The following is a 21,299-nucleotide window of genomic DNA, read 5'->3' on the forward strand; positions in this document are numbered from 1 at the left end:
AACTCCCAGGTCGTTCCCAGGGGTCCTCCATGCCGGTGCGGTTCAGTCGTGCGGAATCCGTTCCCGAGCCGTTTTCGAACCCACGAGGAGACCGCGCCCATGACGACCCGGACCATCCCGACGGCGCTGCGGGCCGCCGCGTCCGTAGCCGTCATCGCCTCGGGCGCGCTGCTGCTGACCGCGTGCTCGTCGTCCTCGTCCTCCTCCGCGTCGTCGAACGCGTCGGCGTCGGCGTCCTCCTCCTCAGCGGGCGGGCGTCAGCAGATGGCCGCGTACACGCAGTGCCTGTCGCAGCACGGTGTCAAGATCACCCGGCCCTCGGGCCGCCCGAGCGCGCGGCCGAGCGGCGGCTTCCGCCACGGTGGCGGTGGCGGCGGCGGGTTCGGCGGCTTCGGCTTCGGCGGCGGGGCGTCGGCGAACCCGGCGATGCAGAAGGCCGCGCAGGCCTGCGCGAGTCTGCGTCCGCAGTTCAAGGGCGGCGGCGGCAACAGTGCCTACGCGACGGCGTTCAAGGCGTTCACGGGGTGCCTGAAGGACCACGGCGTCAACCTCCCGTCCGCCTCCTCCGGCACGATGGGCGGCGGCACGCGCGGCCTCAACACCTCGGACCCGAAGACCGCGGCGGCCTACAAGACCTGCAAGCCCCTCCTCCCCCAGCGGGGCCCCGGCAACCCGACGGCTAGCGCAACCCCGTCGGCGTAGCAGCCCGCCCCCTCGCCTTCCGCGAATCAGTTGTCACCCCCTTGTCTCCGGCAACAACCTCAGGTTGACAATTCGTTGTCTCCGACAAGGGGGTGACAACTGATTCACGGGGAACGAGGCGTGCCGCCGTCAGCTGCTCCGGATGTGGTGGAGCATCAGCAGGGCGGCGACGGCGTTGGCCGACCGGATCTCACCGCGGGTCACCAGGTCCGGCACGTCCTTGAGCGGCACCCACTCCCGGCGCTCCGACTCGAAGGCGTCCTCCGGGTCGCCGACGTATTCGGCATCCTGGGCCCAGAAGACCTAGTGGCGGGCGTCGGTCAGCCCATGCTGCGGCTCGACCATCATCAACTCCCGCAACGGCCCCGGTCGCCAGCCCGTCTCCTCCAGCATCTCCCGCGCGGCGGCGTCCGCCGGCTCCTCCCCGTCCTCGACCACGCCGGCGGCCAGTTCGTAGCTCCACGTGCCGGTGATGAAGCGATGCCGCCACAGCAGGAGGACCTCGTCGGCGTCGTTGACGACGGTCGCCAGAGCCACCGGCCGCTGCCGGATGACGTAGTGGTCCAGGTGGCGGCCGTCAGGCAGTTCCACGTCAGCGAGGTTCACCCGAAGCCACGGGTTCTCGTACACGGTGTGCTCGCCGAGATTCGTCCACCGCACCGCGCGACCCTTAACGCGCCGACTTCTCGATTGCCTCGAAGATGTCCGCGTCGGTCTCCCTCTGCCACAGCGGGAGTTCTGGCCAGTCCGCCACGTAGCCCGGCTTCGGGTTTTCGAAGTGCTTGAACATCTGAGCGGTCCAGCAGGTGGCGACGAAGCGGCTCTTCTGCTCGCGGGACAGCCGGTCCGTCCTGGCGTCACTGACCTCGACGAACCGACGCACCTGCTCGTACACCGCTTGCGCCGCATCGCGTTCCCACTGCGGGGTGTCGTCCCACGGGGTCACGTATCCGGCCTTCGGCTCACCGGGAAAGTGCCGCCGCACGCCCTCGATCCAGGCCTCCCGGAACAGTCGTGCACCCTCGGTCTGCGACATGCCCACCTCTTCCGTCACGGTGTCCTCAGCGAGGCGATCTCCGCCTCCAACTCGGCCAATCGCCGGTCCCGTTTGTGACGGGGCCGAACTCGGCGCACAGCTCTCGGAGTCTACGAGTCAGGTAGCCGGAAGACGAGGCGCGAGCGAGTTCGACGGCCTCCCGGCCATACGACACCGCTTGTTCCAGGTCGCACCGCTTCACGCCGACGGCGCGAGGTCTGTCAACACAGCACCCCTTCTGCGATATGACTGCCCAGCGGCCAGGGCAGTGTTCCCCAGAGCCAAACTGAGCGTCGTCTCCGCACTTTCCAAACGCTCTAGTCGCACGTACCTGGCACCGCGCTCCTCCGCGAGACGAGAGCCATCGAACCTGAGCCATCCGCCGTTGCTAACGACCGGAGTGAGGTCCCGGACCTTCTCCGCACGGTCCAACGCGTCTTCGCAGGCTCGAAGTTCGCCCATACCGGCGTACGCCTCCGCTTGGACCGACGCGACCCAATGACGGGTCGGGAGCGCGCTGTCCCCATGCTCAGCCAGCCTCTCAGCCACACCAAGCATCTGTGACGCCTGGCCATAGCGGTGCTCTGCCATGTCAACATAGGCATGCCGTACCAAGGCGCATGCCCACAAGTCATAGGCCCCGGCCTCCCTGCTGAGCGATGCTGCGAGGACGTAGGAGGCCGCGGCGTCGTCATAGCGGTTCGCGTCGAAGGCCACCTCACCGGCCAACTGGAGGAGGTCTGCCGCAGCGGTCATGAGCGGCGGAATGTTCCCACGGCCAGCGGTCATCGCCTCGTTGACCGCTACGAGTTGGTCGCGGGCGAACCGTGCGTACGGATTGCTTCGACCTCGCCAGTTGGTAGACCTGCCAGAGATGACTGTTCATCCGGCTGAATTCAGTGGGCGTCGCCCGTCGAACACCCGTAGCGAGGGCTTCGGTTTCTTCGGCGGGAAGAGCGGCAAGTGCTCCGCTGAGGGCGAGCGAGCGAAGAAACGCGGCGAATCATCTCGTCATGCTCTCCGGCATTCGGGCGAACTTCGGCTTCGTGCGTGGTTTCTGCCCCGTCTGCTGTTCGGGACGTCGACAGGAGTGCATCGAGTTCTTGGAGGCTGACGTCCAACGCGGCCGCCAAACGCCGTCGCTGCGGTGGTTGAGGGGCGATCCTCCCGGCCTCCCAGCGCCCGACCGTCGTACGGTCCACGCCGAGTAACTCGGCCAGCTTCTCCTGACTGTAGCCCAGCACCCTGCGCCTCTTCGCCAATCCCATGGCCGAACCTTCCCACAACGCGAGGCTTTCGCAGACCGTGCGCGGGTCTGCGTCAAGTCTGCCGCACTGATGCCGTGGTTACCCACGTCTTCGCGCGCTTTCCTGATGCAGCGGAGGATGAGCACGGTGAGCCCGGGAGGAGTTGCCATGGCCACAGGAGATCCCGACCCAGAAGGCGAGTTGAACAGTTGTTCCCGAAGTCGAGAACGGCTCAGCGAACAGCGAGTCCTCATGACGTACAGAGTCTCTCGTGATTCCGGACGTACTTGGGAGCAGTCACCCAGGTGCTTGGGGACGACCACCTGCCGATCCTGGACAACCCACGTCGCTATCCACCCTGCGCGTGCCCACGTTGTTCAGGCGTGGCCGACGGCCCCGGTCGCGCAACGACAGTCTGGCCAGTTGCGGACCTGTAGGAGCGAGCCATCGTCTCCAGCGGGTCCAACCACACCGAAGGATCGAAACCAAAGGAGAAGCATGCGAATCGCAGCGATCAGGCACATGGACACCAGCGGAGCGTTCGCGCAAGGCGACGAGGAGAAGGACAAGCTGCCGGGGCAGCCGTGGACGCCGCAGCCGCCCTCGCCGGACGGTGGTAGTCCTCAGGGTGACGGGAAGCACCGCAAGTGACCGACACGGACACCGGCCGCCCCAGCGACGAGTTGGGGCGGTACCTCCTTGATCGCGGTGACATGACATCGGACTGGGCCGTGCCTTTCGCCGCCGTGCCGCGTGCGGCGTTCCTGCCCGACCGGATGTGGGTCTGGGACATGGAGACACAGGGGACTGAACTCCACGACAAGCAAGATGACTTGGCCGCTTGGACCCGTGCCGCCTACCGTGACGCGCCGATCGTCACCCAGTGGGACGACGGCCGGCACGCCGGGTCCACGGCCGGGAGGCTCGCCACCAGCTCGGCGTCGATGCCCTCCGTGGTCCTGAGCATGCTGCGGGACCTCGACGTCGTGGACGGTGTGCGGGTACTGGAGATCGGCACCGGCACGGGCTGGAACGCGGGGCTCCTGTGTGCCCGCCGGGGCGAGGCGAACGTCGTCACCGTCGAGGTCGACGCCCAGGTGGCCGCCACCGCACGCACCGCGCTGGGCAGAGCCGGGCTGCGGCCCGCCGTCGTCTGCGGTGACGGCGCGGCCGGATACGGTGTCCGCGCACCGTACGACCGCGTGATCGCCACCGTGGGCGTGCGTAGCGTGCCGTACGCGTGGATCGAGCAGACCCGCCCCGGCGGAATCGTGCTCACCCCCTGGGGCACGCACTACAGCAACCAGGAGGCCCTGGCCCGCCTCACGGTGGACGAGGACGGCACGGCGTCGGGTCCGTTCCTGCGGCCGGTCGAGTTCATGACCCTGCGCGGCCAGCGTCTCGACTGGGGGCGGTTCTCCGGCCACGTTCCGGAGGACTACGCGTCGATTCCTGCCGTGCGGAGAAGCTGCGTCACCTTGGCCGAACTGACCGGCACCGCCCAGCAGTTCGTGTGCGGGCTGCGGATGCACCGGTGCGCCCAGGTCGTCAACGGGCGCCGCGTCTGGCTCTTCGACATGGACTCGACGTCCTGGGTTCTGGCGGAGTTCCCGGAGGAAGACGGCCCACCGCTGGTGAGGCAGTTGGGGCCGCGACCCTTGTGGGACGAGTTGCTATGCGTCCTCGAATGGTGGAGACGGGGAGGCTCGCCGGGCCCCCGCCACTTCGGGCTGACGGTCACTCCCAACGGTCAGTCGGCATGGCTTCTCGACCGCGCCAACGCCTGGGTCGTGTGACTACGCGGGACTCTTGTCTCCGGCCCGCGTGCCGAAGGCCCCCGTCGCGGTGGGCGCGCTGGGGGCCTTCGGGGTGAGGCGGCGTCAAAAGGGCTCGCCTCAGCGGATGTTCACCGGGCCGTCGTCGTCCGAAGTGCCGTCCTGCGGGCGGGTCTTGGCCGTGCCCAGGTAGCGCTGGAGCTGTGCGCCGGGGGCCGGAGAGGAAGACGCGCCGTCCGCGCCGCTGAGGTTGCGGCGGACCGAGTCCAGGATCGTCAGGCCCTGGCCGACCAGGCCCGCCGCGATCTCGCCCAGGCCGTCCGCGCCGTTGAGGACGTTGACGTTCGCGCCGGCCAGGCCCGCCGACGCCTCCTTGACGATCTGCGGCAGCTGGTCGATCAGCATGCGGTCGAGCGCGACGCGGTCGTGCGAGGCGGCGGCCTCTGCCTGGATCTTCATCCGTTCGGCCTCGGCCAGCGCCAGCACCCGGATGCGCTCGGCCTCCGCCTGCGCGGGCTTGACCACCTCGGCGACCAGCTGCTGCTGCCGCAACTGGGCCGCGCGCTCTGCCAGTTCGGTCTGCGCCGCCAGCACCTCCTGCTGGGCGTGCGCCTGCGCCAGCGGTCCGGCCTGCGCGGCCTGCGCCTGGACGCGGTCCACCTCGGCGTTGTACTGCGCCTGCACGACCGCGGTCTGCCGGGCGTACTCGGCCTGGTTGCGGGCCGCCTCCTGCTGCGCCTCCACCGACTGCTGGGTGGCCTGCGCCTGCGCGATCTGCGCCTGCCGCTGGATGGCCGCCTTGTGCGGGGCGGACATCGCGTCGATGTAACCGGTGTCCCCGTCGTCGATCGACTGGATCTGCAACGAGTCCACGATCAGGCCGATCTTGGCCATCTCCGCCTTGGACGTCTCCAGCACCTCGGTGGCGAGCTTCTGCCGTTCGGTGACGATCTCCTCGACCGTCATCGAGCCGATGATGGCCCGCAGGTGGCCCGCGAAGATGCGGCCGGTCAGGATCGACATCTGGTCCTGGTCGGACAGGAAGCGCTGACCGGCGTTGACGATGCTCTCGTTGTCGTTGCCGACCTTGAACGCGATCACGGCCTTCACCGTCAGCGCGATGCCCTGCTTGGTCACGCACTTCTCTGCGACCTCCGCCTCGCACATCGCGAGGGTGAGGAAGCGGACCTTGCGGAACACGGGGAGGACGAACTTGCCGTGCCCCGTCACCACCCGGAACGGAGCACCCCCCTGGCCCCGCCTGCCCCCCGAGATCAGCATCGCCTCGTCAGGGGCGGGAACGCGGTAACCGAACATCCTTCGTCGTCTCCTCAACCAGCGTCGCCGGCGTCACCGGCCAACGCGTCCAACGGATCGGCCCATTCGATGACGTCGACCTGGCGGGTGCCCCGGGACTCGACCACCAGGACGTTCGCTCCCTTGGGCAGCGGCTCCGCGGACCAGGCGAGGAACGCCTCCGATCCGCCCCGGACCCGCACCAGCACCTCGCCGGGCCCGTCGGCCCCGCGAGTGCCGATGAGCAGCACCCCCGCGCAACCGACCACAGCCTCGTCCGACGCCATTGACGGCCATCCCCCATCGTTCCTGGTCCTGGTTCCGACCTTAGCGCTCCGCGAGATCGACGCCCATGGTGGTGAGGTCACGAGTCGGGGGGCGCCCACCGCCAGCGGCCCGAGCCCGGACGGCCTCAGTGGCGCTCGTGCCCCAGCCCGATCTCGTACGCGATCTCCAGCCGCACGTCCGGCACCGTGATGTCGGCCGTCTCGACCGGGCGGCCGTCCGCCGCGTAGTACGTGCGCTCGATGTGCAGCAGCAGGTCACCGGGGGCGATGCCGAGCAGCGCCGCCTCCGCGGTGGTGGCCCGTCCGGGACGCGGCACCTCCACGGCCCTGGTGATCTCGATGCCGATGCTGCGCATCCGCTCGACCACGCCCTTGCCCTTCATCGGGCCCAGCTCCGGCAGCACGATCGGGGTGCGGCCGGTGATCGCCATCGGCTCCCAGCTCTCCGCCAGGTGGACCGGCTGACGGTCGGTGAGGAACTCGTACCGCGTCCGTACGCACATGTCCCCCTCGGCGATGTCCAGCCTGCGGGCGATGCGGGCCGGGGCCGGGGTGTGCGCCTCGCTGTGGAACTCGCGTGCGGCGCCGCCGCCCGGGGTGGCCTCACCACGCGAACGCACCATCCGGTGCCGCTCGCGCGGCTCGCGCACGTACGTGCCGGAGCCCGCCCGGCCCTCCAGCAGGCCCTCGACGATGAGCAGGTCGACCGCGCGCTGCGTCACGTTCCGCCCGACGCCGTACTCCTCGGCGAGGCGGGCGCGTGACGGCAGGCGTTCGCCGGTGGCCCACTCCCCGCCCCTGACCCGGGCGCGCAGGGCCTCGGCGACCTCGAGGTAGGGGGCCTCGCGTGCCATCCGCCGTCTCCCGACTGCCGTGTGCCGTCTACCGGTTGGTGCGCTCTTGGGTGCCTTTGCTCCGTTGACAAAGCTACTGCATCAGGTACAAGCTGCTTAAGCAGCATTACCATGTGTGATCACCGGCCGCCTCACCTGGGGACATTCGTGCGTTCACCCGAAGCCCGCGCCCGCGAGGTCGCCGACCGGCTGGCGGCCGCGACCGGCACCGAGGCCCGCACCCTCGCGACCCCGGAGGCCATCCGGGTCGAGGTCTACGTCCCCGACGAGATCCCGGAGCCGCTGCACACCGCCCTCGTCGACGCCCTGCGCCGCGCCGACCGCTACGGGCACGCGCGCACGGCGGACGCGGCGGTGGCGTGGGCGGAGATCACCCGTACCGGCCGGGGCGACGTGCCCGGCGAAGAGCACGACCACCCACCCCAGCCCCAGGAGGGAACGCCATGAGGATCGAGATCCTGACGCACGCAGGCGGCGACGGCGGCGACAGCCTCCCCGGCCAGCCCTGGCAGCCCCCGCAGGAGCCGCCGAGCCCGGACGGCGGCAGCCCCGAGGGGGACGGGAAGCACCGCAGGTGACCGTGCGCGACACGGCGCGAGCGCGGCCCACCCGGCAGGAGCTGGGCCGCGCCCTGCGCGCCTCGGGTGCGCTGGGTCAGGCCTGGGTGCCCGCTTTCGAAGCGGTCGACCGGGCCGCGTTCCTGCCCGACGTGATGTGGCCGTACGACATGGCGACCGGCGCCAGTGCCACGGTGGACCGGCGCACCGATCCGGACGCCTGGTTCGCCTGCGCCGACCGCGATGTACCGATCACCACGCAGTGGGACGACGGCGCGCACGAAGGACCGGCGCCGGGGAGGGTCGCCACCTCGTCGTCGTCCATGCCGTCGGTCGTCTTCCGGATGCTGGACGACCTCGCGCTGGTCCTCGCCGTCGGAACGCCTTCACAAGAAGTTCGCGGGGAACACTGAAGATCCACACATATGTTTGTCTGCATGATTTCGGTCTCAGCCCCCGGTCTTTCCCGATTCATTGCCCTGACGCGCCGGGGGTTCCCCGGGTCAGACGTTCACGCGCCGGGGAAGACCAGCGACTGCTCGCCGCCCAGGGTGGCCGGGGTGGTGTCCTGGAAGAGGGAGGCCGAGCCGTCCGGCCAGCGGGCGAGGATGTCGTCGGCGGAGGCGTTCGCCGTGTAGGCGCCGACCGTCATCGCCGCCGCGGACTTCCAGCGGGCGTTGGCGTTCAGCAGGCGGTGCTCGGTGCCCAGGCGGGACTGCGAGGTGGCCGGGTAGACGTCGAGTTCGCCGTCGATCCAGCGCACGGCCACGTCCCAGTTGGCGCCCGCGCCGCCGAAGTGGCCGGCCGCCACCGACACCGCGTACTTCCACGTGGCGTTGGGGGCCAGCAGCCGGTGCTTGGTGCCGAAGGTGTTCGCGCCCACGCCGGTGTAGACGTCGACCTCGCCGTTGCTCCAGCGCACCAGCAGGTCGCTGACGTAACTGCCGTTGTGGAACTGGCCACCCGTGATCTGCGCGGCGTTCTTCCACGCCGATCCCGGCTTCGCCATCACGACCTCGTGGCCGAGCCCGGACGAGCCGAGATCGGGGAAGAGGCTGACGTGCCCGTCCGCCCAGCGCACCATCAGGTCGTACTGACCGCTGCCCGCGAAGTCGCCGGCCGTGATGGTGGCCGCCTGCTTCCACGCGGCGTTCGGCGCCTTGAGCTGCTTCTCCGGCAGGAAGCCGCCGTTGCCGTCGCCGGGGTAGAGGGTGACCTCGCCGTCGTCCCACACCACGACCAGGTCGCCGTGGTGGTCACCGGTGAAGTCGCCGGACGCCAGCAGCTTGGCGTGCTTCCACAGCGCCGCCCCGCCGGGCAGCTTGGGCTGGAGGCCGGTGTACGGGGGCAGCGGCGTGGGCGGCTGCTGCTGTCCCGCGACCGCCCGGGCGAGCAGCGCGGCGGCGTCGGAGCCGAAGTACGTGCCGTAGCTGATGTAGTTGACGTCCTGGTCGTTGCCGCCGCCGTTGTAGCCGCCGAGGTCGCCGATGACGTGGCCGGAGGTGGCGCCGTCCGCGTAGTCGGTGATCCAGGGACTGCCGGAGACGCCGCCGTAGTAGCCGCCGCAGGTCATCGACATCTGCCGGAAGCCGGGCAACTGGGTCGTCGGCACCGTGCACTTGATGGCCGAGCCGTTCGGGTTGTGTCCGTAGGCGGGGTAGCCGACGACGGTCACGTGCGGGTTGTCGTACGTCGTGGGCTCGGTGAAGGTCAGCCCGCCGCCGACCGCGTCCTGCACCTGCTGCCCCTTCTGGTTGGGCGCCAGCGTGGCGAACGCCGTGTCCAGGTCGGAGGTGGGGCCCTTGGTGGTGTGCGAGCCCGGATCGGGGGTGTAGCGCGGGTCGATGTAGACCTGCTGCACGGGGAAGATGCCGTACGGCTGGCCGGCGGGCGCGGCGCCCATCACGAAGTCCGGCACGAAGACGTAGTTGGCGTGGATGCCCAGGCCGCAGTGGGCGGCGGTGAGGATGACGTCGCGGGCCGGGGTGTCGATGACGCTGCCGGTGCAGGTCCAGTCGGTGCCGGTGGGGCCGTCGGAGCCGAAGAAGGTGCCGACCAGCGGCGTGCCGCGGAAGAACGTGCCCTGCGGGACGCCCGCCCCCTTCGGCGTCATCGGCCGCATGCCGCCGCCGGTCCGCGCGTCCAGCGGGCGGGCGTTCGCCATCCGCTGGGCCGTCCAGTACGAGGCGGCGGCGCGCGCCTTGGCCCCGGGGTCGGCGGCGGGACGCCTTGAAGCAGCGGCACCGGAGGCGTGGTGGGCGGCGGACGGGGCGGCCGGTTCGTGGTGGGCCGGAGAGGCGGCGGAGGCCTGCGCCCCGGTGAGTCCGAGGACCGCCGCACAGACGGCGGCCAGCGCCGCCAGACGCGACGAGCGTCGCGAGTACCGCGAAGACAAAGGAGTGTTCCCCCCAAGCGATGAAACGATCCGCGCGGCAGTGGTCCCGCGCCGTCACATACGCCTGCCGCGGCCGTGGTGTTCAACCGGCGGAGGCGGTGCCTCCGCCGCTGTCACGCAGCGGACATCAGCGGCACAACGGCACCACACCGACATCTCACAGCCACTGAACAGGCAAATGTGATCGCCGGATTGTCGCACAAGGAAGTAGAGTGCCCAGGCTCGAACACTCTCTTCACACACCGGACACGTTCTCCGCGTCGTCGTGGTGTCCGGCCGTGCGCGACAGCACCACACCACGCGCGCGGGTGCGCACCCCACCTCGCACCGTCCTCGTCGAAGACAGTCGCACCGTCCTTTTCAGAACAGAAGGGCACTTACTTGCGCTCGACCGAAAGTCCCACGGGGGGACCCGGCGGCAGACGCGGACGGCGGGTGGCCTCGGCCGCGACCGCCGCGCTGTCCACCGCCGCACTCGTCTCCGGCGGCCTGCTCGCTGCGACCCCGTCGCTCGCCGCCGCACCGGCCGCGCCCACCACGGCCCCGCACACCGCGACCGCGCACACCACGGCTCCGGCCGCGCGCACCGCGGCCACCCGCGCCGCGGCCCCGGCCGCCACGCACTCCACCCCGGTCACGCACTCCGCCGTGGCCGTCAGGCACCTGTGCGCGCAGCCGACCAGGCCGGGCGAGATGGCCTGCCTCGCCGAGGCACGCACCGACGTCGTCCAGCGGATGAGCGTCGCCCCGAACGCCACGCCGTCCGGCTACGGCCCGGCGGACCTGCACAGCGCCTACAACCTGCCGTCCGGCAGCGCCGGCGCGGGCCAGACCGTGGCCATCGTGGACGCCCAGGACGACCCCAACGCCGAGGCCGACCTCGCCGCGTACCGCGCGCAGTACGGACTGCCGGCCTGCACCACCGCCGACGGCTGCTTCCACAAGGTGGACCAGAACGGCGGCACCAGCTACCCGGCCGCCGACGCCGGCTGGGCCGGCGAGATCTCGCTCGACCTCGACATGGTCAGCGCGACCTGCCCGCAGTGCCACATCCTGCTGGTCGAGGCCAACTCGCCGTCGATGGACGACCTGGGCACCGCGGTCGACCGCGCCGTGGCCATGGGCGCCAAGTACGTCTCCAACTCCTACGGCGGCTCCGAGGACCCCAGCGAGGTCAAGGCCGACCTGGCGTACTTCGACCACCCGGGCGTGGCCATCACCGCCAGCGCCGGCGACACCGCCTACGGCGCGCAGTACCCGGCCGCCTCCCCGTTCGTCACCTCCGTGGGCGGCACGGCGCTCAGCCACGCCGCCAACTCCCGCGGCTGGAGCGAGTCGGTGTGGTCGACCAGCGCCGCCGAGGGCACCGGCTCCGGCTGCTCGGCGGACGAGGCCAAGCCGTCCTGGCAGAAGGACACCGGCTGCTCGCACCGGACCATCTCGGACGTCTCCGCCGTCGCCGACCCGGCCACCGGCGTCGCCGTCTACGACACGTACCAGGCCTCCGGCTGGGACGTCTACGGCGGCACCAGCGCCTCGTCGCCGATCATCGCCTCGGTCTACGCGCTGGCGGGCACGCCGGCCGCCGGCACCGTCCCGGCTTCGTACCCGTACGCGGACACCGCGGCCCTCAACGACGTGACCTCCGGCTCCAACGGCTCCTGCGGCGGCAGTTACCTGTGCACCGCGGGCACCGGCTACGACGGCCCGACCGGCCTCGGCACCCCCAACGGCACCGCGGCCTTCACCGCCCCGGCGGGCAACGGCACCACCCTGGCCTCCGGCCAGGAGCTGCTGCCGGGCCAGAGCCTGAGCAACGCCGCGATGACGCTGACCATGCAGACCGACGGCAACCTCGTCGCGTACCTGAAGACCGGCGCCAGCGGCAACGGCCCCGCGGTGTGGTCCAGCCACACCAACGGCAACACCGGCGCGTACGCGGTCATGCAGATGGACGGCAACTTCGTCGTCTACAAGAAGGGCGGCGGCCCCGCGAGCGGCGGCGCGCTGTGGTCCAGCGGCTCCTACGGCCACGGCGGCGCGTACGCCTCGCTCCAGTCGGACGGCAACCTCGTCGTCTACAAGGGCAGCAGCGCGCTGTGGTCGAGCGGCACCTGGCGCCGGTCGGCGACCATCGCCTCCAACACCAAGATGACCGCCGGCTGGTGGACGCAGAGCACCACCACCCGTCTGGTCGTGCAGGCGGACGGCAACCTGGTGCTGTACCGCAACAGTGACGGCGTGGCGCTGTGGTCGGCCAAGTCCAGCGGCAACGCGGGCGCGTACGCCTACATGCAGAGCGACGGCAACTTCGTCGTCTACAAGTCCACCGGCGCCCCCGGCAAGGGCGGCGCGCTGTGGTCCAGCGGCACCTACGGCAACACCGGCGCGTACGCGATCGCCCAGAACGACGGCAACCTCGTCGTGTACAAGAAGGGCGGCAGCGCCACCGCGGGCGGCCAGCTGTGGTCCACCGGCACCTCCGGCAAGGTCTGACCGAAGGCCTTCCACCGCACCCAGCCCGCCCCGCCCGGCCTCGACCGCCGGGCGGGGCGGGCGTTTTCACGCATGGGTACGGCAGGCGCGGGCCGTGCGTCATCATGGCGGCCACCACATCGTTGACCGACGAGCGCAGCGGAGGCCTCAGATGGGCCAGCCCTACGGCGGCTACCAGGACGAGATCTACCTCAACGGACTGGCCGGGATCGTCCCGTCCTATCCGCTCACGTTCGAGGGCCTTCAGGCCGGTGCGCGTGCCGCGTTGCCACCCTCGGTGTGGTCCTACGTGGCGGGCGGCGCCGGCGACGAGCACACCCAGCGCGCCAACGCGGCGGCCTTCACCCGCTGGGGCCTGGTGCCGCGGATGTTCGTCGGCGCCACCCGACGCGACCTGTCGGTCGAGCTGTTCGGCACGCGGTGGCCGTCGCCGGTGTTCATGGCGCCGATCGGTGTGATCGGGCTGTGCGCGCAGGACGGGCACGGCGACCTGGCGACCGCCGACGCCGCCGCCCGCACCGGCGTGCCGATGGTCGCCTCGACGCTGTCCGCCGATCCGCTGGAGGACGTGGCGGCGCGCTTCGGACAGACCCCCGGCTTCTTCCAGCTCTACACCCCGACCGACCGGGCGCTGGCCGAGAGCCTGGTGCACCGGGCGGAGCGCGCCGGGTTCCGCGGCATCGTGGTCACCCTCGACACCTGGATCACCGGCTGGCGCCCGCGCGACCTGTCCACGGGCAACTTCCCCCAATTGCGCGGGAATTGTCTCGTCAACTACACCACCGACCCGGTATTCCGGGCGAGTCTGCCCCGGCCACCCGAGCAGGACCCGCAAGGGGCGGTGCTGCGCTGGACGCAGGTCTTCGGCAACCCGCTCACCTGGGACGACCTGCCCTGGCTGCGCTCGCTCACCCAACTGCCGCTGATCGTGAAGGGGTTGTGCCACCCGGAAGACGTGCGACGGGCGAAGGACCTCGGCGTGGACGGCGTCTACTGCTCCAACCACGGCGGCCGCCAGGCCAACGGCGGCCTCGCGGCGCTGGACGCGCTGCCCGGCGTGGTCGAGGCGGCGGACGGGCTGCCGGTGCTGTTCGACTCCGGGGTGCGCTCCGGCACGGACGTCGTCAAGGCGCTCGCCCTCGGCGCGAGCGCGGTGGGCATCGGCCGCCCCTACGCGTACGGGCTGGCGCTGGGCGGGACCGACGGCGTGGTCCACGTCCTGCGCTCGTTCCTGGCGGAGGCCGACCTGCTGATGGCGGTCGACGGCTATCCCACGCCGGACGCGCTCAGGCAGGACGGGGCGCTGCGTCCGGTGCCGGGAGGCGCAGGGTGACCACGAGGCCGCCGGTGGACGGCGCCCGGAGCGTGACCCGGCCGCCGTGCGCCTCGGTGACGGCCCGCACGATGGACAGGCCCAGGCCCGTGCCGTCCGCGCGGCCCGAACGGGTGTGGCGGCCCCGGTGGAACGGCTCGAACAACTCCTCGGCCGTGCCGTCGTCCAGCACCGGGCCGTCGTTGCGCACGACCAGCTCCGCCTGACCGGATTCCGTGCGGCGGGTGGTGACGCTCAGCAGCCCGCCGTCGCGGTTGTACTTGACCGCGTTCTCCACGATGTTGCCGACCGCGATGCCCAGCAGCGCCACGTTGCCGCGCACCGGGGCCGCAGGCAGGTCGGCGGTCAGGCGCAGGCCGCGTTCCGCCCGCCGCAGCTCCACCTGGTCCAGCGCCTCGGCGGCGAGGTCGGCCAGGTCGTCCACCTCGTCCTCGGTCATCCGCTGCTCGGAGCGGGCGAGGACCAGCAGCGCGTCGGTGAGCCGCTGGGCGTGAAGGGTGGACTGGCTGACGTCCTGCGCCATCGTGCGCCACTGCTCCTCGGTGACGCTGGGCTTGGCGAGGGTGACCTCGACGGCGGCCCGGGTCAGCGCGAGCGGGGTGCGCAGCTCGTGGCTGGCGTTGGCGACGAAGCGGCGCTGCGCGGCGAACGCGGCGTCCAGCCGCTCCAGCATCCGGTCGAATGTGTCGCCCAGCTCCTTCAACTCGTCCGCCGGACCAGGCAGGTTGAGGCGTTCGTGCAGCGTGGTGCCGGTGGCCCGGCGGGCGGCTGCGGTGATCGCGGCGATCGGCCGCAGCATCCTTCCCGCGATCCACCAGCCCAGCAGCGCCGACACCGCGACCACCACCAGCAGCAGCACCAGCGCGATGCGCAGCAGGTGAGAGGCGGCGGCGTCGCGGATCTGGTCGCTGAGCCCCACGAAGTGGTCGTGGTCGGGGTCGAGGCGGCTGGGGATCTCGCTGTCGGGCAGCGGCCTGAACAGCAGGTGGTAGAACGCGGTCGTCATCGCCAGCACCAGCACGCCGCCGCCGAGGGTGAACAGGCCCGCGTAGATCAGGGTGAGGCGCGTCCTGATGGTCAGCGCGGGCTTGGGCACCCGCTCCGCGAGGCGGCGCAGCCGAGCGCGCGAATTCGCCAGCGGGCCGGAGGGGGGCGCGGACGTGGTTTCCGGCGGGGGTGTCATGGCCGCGCGATCCGGTACCCGGCGCCGACCACCGTCTCGATGGGATCGGGCGCGCCCAGCTTGCGCCGCAGCCGGTTGACGGTGACCCGGACGGTGTTGGTGAACGGGTCGGCGTGCTCGTCCCACGCCCGCTCCAGCAGTTGCTCCTGGCTGAGCACGGCGCCGTCGGCCGCCAGCAGCAGCCGCAGCACGGTGAACTCCTTCGCGGTCAGCGCGACCGGCCGCCCGGCGCGCAGCACGACGCGGCGCAGGGTGTCCATGGTGATGTCACCGTCGCCCCAGGTCAGCACCGCGCTGTGGGAGCGGCCGCGGCGGCCCAGCGCCTGCACGCGCAGCACCAGTTCCGCGAACGAGAACGGCTTGCCCAGGTAGTCGTCGGCGCCCAGGGTCAGCCCGTCGACCCGGTCGTCGGTTCCGGACAGGGCGGTCAGCATGAGGATCATCGGCGCGTCGGCCCGCCCGGACAGCGCCCGGCACACGTCGTCGCCGGACAGCCCTGGCAGGTCGCGGTCGAGGACGAGGACCTGGTAGCCCTCGTTGACGCCGAGCTTGTCCAGGGCGTCGGCGCCGTCGTGGCTGACGTCCACCGCCATGCCACGGTCGCGCAGCCCCTCGGCGATCCGGGCGGCCAGGCGTTCCTCGTCCTCCACGACAAGAATGCGCATGCTGTCATCCTCCGTCAGGACCGCGCGGGGCGGCAGCCGGGGCCACGTCACGCCGCGAACCGTCGAGGCCGTCGACCCGGCGCACCTGTCCGGCCGGGTCCACGGTGAGCGACCAGTACCCGTCGCGCCGGGCCAGCGCCTCCAGCCAGGCGTGGGCGTCGTCCACGCGGTCCGCGGTGGCCGCCCTCGCCATGGCCGCGGTCGCGTAGCCGTCGGCCAGCGCGAGATCGGGGCCGACGACGGTGACCTGCGCGAGCCCGGCGGCCGGGCGCCCGGTGCCGGGGTGCCACACGTGGAAGCCGCGTTCCGCCGTGCCCGAGGTGGCCACCGCGGCGTCACTCAGCGGGAGCACCGCCAGCACGCCGCCGGGCCGGTGCGGATCGGTCACGCCCACCCGCCAGGGCCCGCCGCCCCACCCGCCGCGCACCCGTACGTCGCCTCCCGCGTTGAGGGCGAAGGCGGCCAGGCGTTCCGCGAGCAGGGCGGCGGCGCGTTCCGCGGCCCAGCCCTTGACGGCGCCGCACGGGTCGAAGCCCGGCGGGTCGCCGACCGCCCAGGCGTCGAACGCGCCGCCGCTGTCCGCGTGCAGCCGGTCGCACAACCGCAGGACCTCGGTCAGCAGCGGCCCTTCCGGGTGCCCGGGCAGGTCGGCGGTGCGCAGCCGGCCGTCCCTGATCCGGCTGACCGGGCTGTCCGGCCGGTACGGGGAGAAGACCTCGTCCAGCCGCCGCAGTTCGTCGAACGCCTCGCGCGCGGCGGCCCGGAACGCCTCCTCGCCGACCGCGCCGGGCGCCGCGAGGGAGACGACGGTGCCCATGACGTGGGTGACGGCTGTGCGCAGCGGGCCCGGCCGGCTCCGGACCGCGGAAGTCATCGGCGGGCCGCGTCCAGGGCGGCCTGGAGGGAGCGGGCGTACCCGCTGGAGGTGTAGGTGGCGCCGGAGACCACGTCGATGTCGGCGCCCTGGGCGGTCAGCGCCTCCGACCTGAGCACCGGCAGCGCGTAGGCGTCGATCTGGTCGCTGCGACCGCCGTGCGTCTGCTGGAGCACGGTCACGTCGGTGAGCTTGCCGCCGCGCACGACGGCCTCGACCTGGACGGTGCCGTAGGGGGTCTGTTCGGCGGCACCGGTGAAGGTGCCGGTGGCGGCGGACGTGGCCCGGGGGGCGGTCGTGGTCGTGGGGGCGGCCGGGGTGCCGGAGGCCGGTCCCGCGGCGCGGTCGGCGCCGGTCAGGGCGGAGCGGGGCCGGCCGCCCGTCTCTGCCCTGACCCCGATCAGCAGCGCGACCGAACAGCCGGTCAACGCGAGGGCGGCGGTGGTCGCACGCATGATGTCGTCCCTCCTCAGGGATCGCCGGGTGTCAGAACGCGAACGCCTCGGTGCGGATGCGGCGCGCGGGCACGCCGGCCCGGCGCAGTTCGGCTCGTACGAACGCGGTCCAGCCGGCCGGACCGCACAGGTAGACGTCGCGCTCGGCCAGAGCGGGGACCATCGCGCGCAGGCGGTCGGCGCGCAGCGGGTCGTCGGCGGGACCGCCGCGCGGACCGACGACGGCGAGCAGGCCGAACCCGCGGGCCTGCGCGATCCGGCGCAGCTCGGCGTGGAGCACGAGGTCCTCGGGCCGGGAGGCGCGCTGGACCAGCAGCACGCCGCCGTCCCCGCTGCCGCTGTCGTGCCGACCGTCGTGGTGACCGGGGCCACCCCGGGCCGCCGCGGGCAGCGTCTCGTACAGCGCGCGCAGCGGTGTGACACCCGCGCCCGCCGCCAGCAGCAGCACGGGCCGCGCGGGCCGCGCCGTCGCCCCCCAGCGCCGCCGCGCGGTGAACGCGCCGTACGGGCCCTCGAACCACACCCGCGTGCCCGGCCGCAGCCGCGCCACGGCCCCGCTCGCGTCGCCGAGCGCCTTCACGGTGATCCGCAGGGCGTCCGGCGTGGGCGCGGCCGACAGCGAGTACGGGTGCGACTGCCACCACTGGCCGCGGGCGAGGAAGCGCCACCGCAGGAACTGCCCGGCTCGCGCCCCCAGCCGGTCCAGGTCGCGCCCGGTGAGGTGGACGGAGACCACGCCCGGCCCCTCGGCCACCACCGCGGCCACCCGCACGCCGTGCCGCAGCGAGCGGTACAGCGGCAGCCCGAGGCGGAAGACCACGACGGCGGCGCCCACCACGACGTGCGCGGCCGACCACAGCAGGCGGTTGCGCGGGGAGGCGGAGAACTCCGTGCCGACCGCGAACTCGTGGGAGAACGCCAGCGCGATCGCCACGTACGCGAGCAGGTGGACGTGGTACCAGGACTCGTAGGCGACCCTGCGCCGTATCGCGCGCGCGGAGACCACGCCGATCAGGCCCAGCAGCCCGAGCGAGACCGCCGCGAGCCACACGTCGGTGTAGCCGGTCACGACCGCCCAGGTCTCGGTCAGCGGGTCGGTGTGCCCCTGCCAGGCGTAGCCGCAGACGATCAGGACGGCGTGCGCGAAGGCCAGGGCGACGGTGTACTCCCCGAGCGCGCGGTGCAGCCGGGCCACGGTGTCCGAGCCGATCCGGTTCTCCAGCCACGGCACGCGGGCCATCAGGGCGACCAGGACCAGCAGGAGGTAGGCGGCGAGCAGTCCGGCGATCCGCCCGGCGGCGCTCAGGTCGGCCGCCGGGGAGTCCAGCGAGCCGGGGATGGTGTTCTGCCACCACACGAACGCGACCGGCAGTGCCCCCGCGACGATCACGGCCGTCAGCACGACTGGCATGGGCTCGCGGTGCGGGGCGGGGCGCGAGGGTGCGGCCCGGCGCCGGGCGGGCCGGGGGGCCGGGCGAGGGCGCAGGACCGGCGGGTTGGCGCTCATCACGCCACCTCGGGCCGCGCCACGTCGGCGCGGGAGACGGCGAGGTGGACCACGAACGCGACGATCGCCACGGCCCAGGCGAGGCTCACCGGCCCGGTGCCCCAGCCCAGCCCGCCGCGTGAGGTGGACACCGCCATCCAGTCGGCGAACGAGGCGCCCAGCGGCCGGGTGACGACGTAGGCGGACCAGAAGGCGGCGACCGGGCCCAGCCCGAGCCGCCGGTGCGCGAGCGCGGGCACCGCGATGACGGCGGCGAACAGGACGCCGGAGGACAGGTAGCCCAGGTGCAGCGTGGTGGCGGTCAGGTCACCGGTGGCGGTGCCGAGCGCGAAGGTGGTGACGACGGTGGCCCAGTAGAACGCCTCCCGGCGCGGGGTGCGCACGCTGTGGACGGACAACGTGCGCTCGCTGGCGTACCACAGCGCCAGGACACCGACGAGCACGAGGGCGAACCCGCAGGTCGACGCCGCGTACGGGACGCCGAGGGCGACGTGCAGGGTGTCGGCGGCCATGGTGCCGAAGACGCTGACCATGACGACGGCCGTCCAGTACACCGCCGCGATGTAGCGCCGCACGCGGAACTGCACCGCGAGCGCGACGGCGAACGCCACGCCCCCGATGCCGACGGCGAGCACGGGATCCATGTGCTGGGCGAGGAAGTCGGAGGTGGCCTCCCCCATGCCGGTGGTCAGCACCTTGGTCACCCAGAAGGCGACGGTCACCTCGGGCACCTTGCTGAGCGCCCCGGCGGCCACGGCGCCACCACCCCGCAGCCGCGGTTCCTCCACCACCCGAGCACCCACGGTCCGCACCACCCTTTCCCACGACACATGGCACACGACAGTGGTGGGAGTCTGCCGACCCCGGCCTAACACCCGCGTAACGCGACATGAGCACGCCACGGGGGCGGCCTCCTTCAGGCGCGGGACGGGGATCGCCCTCAGCTCCCGTCCTCCGACTCCTCGACGATGGGCCGCAGGGCCTGTCGCACCGCGTCGAGTGCGCCCTCGGAGTCCCTGGTGACGGCCGTGCGGCCCGGGCCCGTTCCGCCCACCGCGAGCGGGGCGGCGTGGCGTCATCCCGTCATCGGTGGCGGTGCGTGCGGGGGGCGGTGAACGTCGGGGGGCGTCAGCGGTTGGGAAGGGGTCACTTCACGAGCTGCCGCCGGAGTCATGGGCGATCTTCTGAGCGGCGAACGGCATGTTCGGCCCCTGCCTCCTGGTGTGCCACCACTCCATGACGTTTTCCCTGACCATGAGGGCGAACCACTCGAGCGCGGCACGCGGCGCCCCGTCGAGGGCCGACCGGTGGTCGGCCTCTTCGAAGGACAACGTCACCTTCCACGTCTCGTCACCCTTGGCCCGCGAGACGACCACGACCCCGACCAGCACGAGTCGTCCGTTCCTGAAGTCGAACTCGATCTCACGAAAGCTGATCCTCGGATCCCCGAGGGTTCCTCCGAAGGGCTCTTCAAGGACGTCCCGCAACTCGGATGAGACTCCGATCGCCATGAGGGCCGCCTGGCGATCAGGTGCCGTACCGGAAGGTCGCGGTGACCGGCCAACTCCGGCCCGCACACGCGGGAGAGGCGGTCCGCACACCGAGGCCGGGGCTCCCGCCCGCGCGGCTGGCGCCGGTCTTCTCACCGCTCCCGCAGGGCCGATCGCCTCATGCCAGGGGAATCCTGGTCGGGGATCCGGCTCAGCGGCGTGAATGCGGCGGTGCCGGAGCGCACGAGGGCTTCCGTGCCCGTCCACATCCGCAGGGCCTCCGCGCGCTCCCTGATCAGCGACATCCGCGCTTCCCACTCCGTCCCGCCCGTGTGATCGGGGTGCGCGGTGATCTGACCGCCGTGCTTGCGGTACAGCAGTCCCGTCTCGCCGATGAACCAGCCGTCCGCCAGCGAGTCCAGACCCATCAGCAGCCCCGTGTCGCCCGAGGCGGGCAGCGCCATCCACCCGCCCAGCAACGCCATCAGCGAGCGCCGCACGCACAACGTCGCCGGGTGCACCTGCGGGCGCCGGCGTTCCTTCCAGAAGCGGAAGGCGCTGCCTCGACGCAGCCGCCCGGGGTGCGGATCGCTCCCCTCGAACGAGACCGTGCTGCCGTCCTCGAGGAGGTCGACCACACGGCTGGTGGTCCAGCCCACCGACGGGTGCTCCCGGAGTACCGCGACATCGCGGGCCAGCGCTCCCGGGGTCAGGCGGTCGTCCGCGTCCAGCGTCTTCACGTACGAGCCGGCCGACCGCGCGAACGCCATCGTGCGCGCCACGTGCGGGCCACCGGCCCGCGACGCAGAGATCCGGATGCGCCCGTCGTCGGTGGGAAGCCGGACGGCCGCGCCCACGCCCGCGCCGTCCTCCTGGACACACCATTCCCACGACCACCCCTCGGGCAACTCCTGGGCGAGCAGGGAGGCGTAGGCCTCGGGAAGGAAGCGCACCGCGTCCGCGTGTACGGGCGTCACGACCGATATGACGTTCATGCAGACCTTTCGTGGCTGGTTCGGCGCCGCCGCCCCGATGCGAACCCACCCACGGCTCGGGGTGACCGCGGGAGACCGGACGGCGCGAGGGTCCCCTAGATCATCCAGGCCGAGGGGATCACATCGCACGGCAATAACGCCCAGCCGGCCGG

Annotated in this window: 23 protein-coding genes and 1 pseudogene; 8 read left to right on the forward strand and 16 right to left on the reverse strand. The window is 72.2% G+C overall.

Going from position 1 to position 21,299, the window contains the following annotated elements:
* The first annotated feature begins 99 nt into the window (after positions 1-99).
* Complete coding sequence (locus CK485_RS27275) at positions 100-702, forward strand: hypothetical protein (RefSeq protein ID WP_109454596.1); 603 nt, start codon at positions 100-102, stop codon at positions 700-702.
* 129 nt (positions 703-831) lie between these two features.
* Here CK485_RS27275 and CK485_RS27280 read toward each other — a convergent pair.
* The 4 genes and pseudogenes from CK485_RS27280 to CK485_RS30230 form a co-directional block, all read right to left on the reverse strand.
* Positions 832-1,362 (reverse strand): annotated as a pseudogene (locus CK485_RS27280) (NUDIX hydrolase).
* A gap of 10 nt (positions 1,363-1,372) precedes the next feature.
* Entirely contained in the window at positions 1,373-1,738 is a 366-nt protein-coding gene (locus CK485_RS27285; RefSeq protein ID WP_109454597.1) for a hypothetical protein, read from the reverse strand.
* Between the two features lie 198 nt (positions 1,739-1,936).
* Positions 1,937-2,494: a hypothetical protein gene (locus CK485_RS30225; protein ID WP_342673507.1), complete on the reverse strand. Its 558-nt coding sequence runs from the start codon at positions 2,492-2,494 to the stop codon at positions 1,937-1,939.
* A 140-nt stretch (positions 2,495-2,634) separates the two neighbouring features.
* The gene (locus CK485_RS30230; protein ID WP_342673508.1) at positions 2,635-3,006 is read right to left on the reverse strand and encodes a helix-turn-helix transcriptional regulator; all 372 of its coding nucleotides are present in this window, start codon (positions 3,004-3,006) and stop codon (positions 2,635-2,637) included.
* Between the two features lie 477 nt (positions 3,007-3,483).
* Here CK485_RS30230 and CK485_RS28880 point away from each other — a divergent pair, with 477 nt between their 5' ends.
* Both CK485_RS28880 and CK485_RS27300 read left to right on the forward strand, forming a co-directional pair.
* Positions 3,484-3,636 carry a hypothetical protein gene (locus CK485_RS28880; RefSeq protein ID WP_158288256.1) on the forward strand — a complete coding sequence of 51 codons (153 nt, stop codon included), beginning with the start codon at positions 3,484-3,486 and terminating at the stop codon, positions 3,634-3,636.
* On the forward strand, positions 3,633-4,781 hold the full coding sequence (locus CK485_RS27300) for a methyltransferase domain-containing protein (RefSeq protein ID WP_241968640.1): 1,149 nt from the start codon (positions 3,633-3,635) through the stop codon (positions 4,779-4,781). Before CK485_RS28880 ends, CK485_RS27300 begins: the two co-directional genes overlap by 4 nt.
* A gap of 99 nt (positions 4,782-4,880) precedes the next feature.
* On the opposite strand, the gene CK485_RS27305 is transcribed toward CK485_RS27300, so the two are convergent.
* The 3 genes from CK485_RS27305 to CK485_RS27315 form a co-directional block, all read right to left on the reverse strand.
* Entirely contained in the window at positions 4,881-6,077 is a 1,197-nt protein-coding gene (locus CK485_RS27305; RefSeq protein WP_109454598.1) for a flotillin family protein, read from the reverse strand.
* 14 nt (positions 6,078-6,091) lie between these two features.
* Entirely contained in the window at positions 6,092-6,343 is a 252-nt protein-coding gene (locus CK485_RS27310; protein WP_109454599.1) for a hypothetical protein, read from the reverse strand.
* A gap of 125 nt (positions 6,344-6,468) precedes the next feature.
* Positions 6,469-7,197 (reverse strand): GntR family transcriptional regulator, encoded by a 729-nt coding sequence (locus tag CK485_RS27315; protein WP_109454600.1) that lies wholly within the window; start codon positions 7,195-7,197, stop codon positions 6,469-6,471.
* Positions 7,198-7,344: 147 nt separating this feature from the next.
* Here CK485_RS27315 and CK485_RS27320 point away from each other — a divergent pair, with 147 nt between their 5' ends.
* Genes CK485_RS27320 through CK485_RS27325 form a run of 3 tightly spaced genes read left to right on the forward strand, consistent with a single transcriptional unit; the run spans position 7,345 to position 8,167 of the window.
* Positions 7,345-7,644, forward strand: a complete 300-nt coding sequence (locus CK485_RS27320; protein WP_109454601.1) for a hypothetical protein — start codon at positions 7,345-7,347, stop codon at positions 7,642-7,644.
* On the forward strand, positions 7,641-7,775 hold the full coding sequence (locus CK485_RS30115; RefSeq protein WP_275124696.1) for a hypothetical protein: 135 nt from the start codon (positions 7,641-7,643) through the stop codon (positions 7,773-7,775). The genes CK485_RS27320 and CK485_RS30115 overlap by 4 nt, the downstream gene beginning before the upstream one ends.
* Entirely contained in the window at positions 7,772-8,167 is a 396-nt protein-coding gene (locus tag CK485_RS27325; RefSeq protein WP_109454602.1) for a hypothetical protein, read from the forward strand. Before CK485_RS30115 ends, CK485_RS27325 begins: the two co-directional genes overlap by 4 nt.
* Before the next feature lie 98 nt (positions 8,168-8,265).
* Here CK485_RS27325 and CK485_RS27330 read toward each other — a convergent pair whose 3' ends face one another.
* Positions 8,266-10,149, reverse strand: a complete 1,884-nt coding sequence (locus CK485_RS27330; protein ID WP_241968641.1) for an FG-GAP-like repeat-containing protein — start codon at positions 10,147-10,149, stop codon at positions 8,266-8,268.
* A gap of 435 nt (positions 10,150-10,584) precedes the next feature.
* On the opposite strand from CK485_RS27330, the gene CK485_RS29915 reads away from it, so the two are divergent.
* Both CK485_RS29915 and CK485_RS27340 read left to right on the forward strand, forming a co-directional pair.
* The gene (locus CK485_RS29915) at positions 10,585-12,645 is read left to right on the forward strand and encodes a hypothetical protein (RefSeq protein WP_109454603.1); all 2,061 of its coding nucleotides are present in this window, start codon (positions 10,585-10,587) and stop codon (positions 12,643-12,645) included.
* Positions 12,646-12,796: 151 nt separating this feature from the next.
* Complete coding sequence (locus tag CK485_RS27340; protein WP_109454604.1) at positions 12,797-13,978, forward strand: alpha-hydroxy-acid oxidizing protein; 1,182 nt, start codon at positions 12,797-12,799, stop codon at positions 13,976-13,978.
* Here CK485_RS27340 and CK485_RS27345 read toward each other — a convergent pair.
* From CK485_RS27345 to CK485_RS27380, 8 genes are all read right to left on the reverse strand, one after another.
* Positions 13,932-15,161, reverse strand: coding sequence for a HAMP domain-containing sensor histidine kinase (locus CK485_RS27345; protein ID WP_109454605.1), 1,230 nt, complete (start codon positions 15,159-15,161; stop codon positions 13,932-13,934). The two genes, CK485_RS27340 and CK485_RS27345, sit on opposite strands and share 47 nt — an antisense overlap.
* Entirely contained in the window at positions 15,158-15,826 is a 669-nt protein-coding gene (locus CK485_RS27350) for a response regulator transcription factor (protein ID WP_109454792.1), read from the reverse strand. Before CK485_RS27350 ends, CK485_RS27345 begins: the two co-directional genes overlap by 4 nt.
* A gap of 4 nt (positions 15,827-15,830) precedes the next feature.
* Positions 15,831-16,700 carry an FAD:protein FMN transferase gene (locus CK485_RS27355; protein WP_109454606.1) on the reverse strand — a complete coding sequence of 290 codons (870 nt, stop codon included), beginning with the start codon at positions 16,698-16,700 and terminating at the stop codon, positions 15,831-15,833.
* A complete protein-coding gene (locus tag CK485_RS27360) occupies positions 16,697-17,155 on the reverse strand; it encodes an FMN-binding protein (RefSeq protein ID WP_109454607.1) in 459 nt (152 codons plus the stop codon). The genes CK485_RS27355 and CK485_RS27360 overlap by 4 nt, the downstream gene beginning before the upstream one ends.
* Before the next feature lie 31 nt (positions 17,156-17,186).
* Positions 17,187-18,566: a ferredoxin reductase family protein gene (locus CK485_RS27365; protein WP_241968642.1), complete on the reverse strand. Its 1,380-nt coding sequence runs from the start codon at positions 18,564-18,566 to the stop codon at positions 17,187-17,189.
* A 95-nt stretch (positions 18,567-18,661) separates the two neighbouring features.
* Positions 18,662-19,453: a hypothetical protein gene (locus CK485_RS27370; protein ID WP_241968669.1), complete on the reverse strand. Its 792-nt coding sequence runs from the start codon at positions 19,451-19,453 to the stop codon at positions 18,662-18,664.
* Between the two features lie 360 nt (positions 19,454-19,813).
* Positions 19,814-20,173 (reverse strand): hypothetical protein, encoded by a 360-nt coding sequence (locus tag CK485_RS27375; protein WP_109454610.1) that lies wholly within the window; start codon positions 20,171-20,173, stop codon positions 19,814-19,816.
* A 131-nt stretch (positions 20,174-20,304) separates the two neighbouring features.
* Positions 20,305-21,147: a glycosyltransferase gene (locus CK485_RS27380; RefSeq protein WP_109454611.1), complete on the reverse strand. Its 843-nt coding sequence runs from the start codon at positions 21,145-21,147 to the stop codon at positions 20,305-20,307.
* Between the last annotated feature and the right edge of the window lie 152 nt (positions 21,148-21,299).

The sequence above is a fragment of the Streptomyces sp. ICBB 8177 genome (assembly GCF_003144095.1).
GTDB lineage: Bacteria > Actinomycetota > Actinomycetes > Streptomycetales > Streptomycetaceae > Streptantibioticus_D.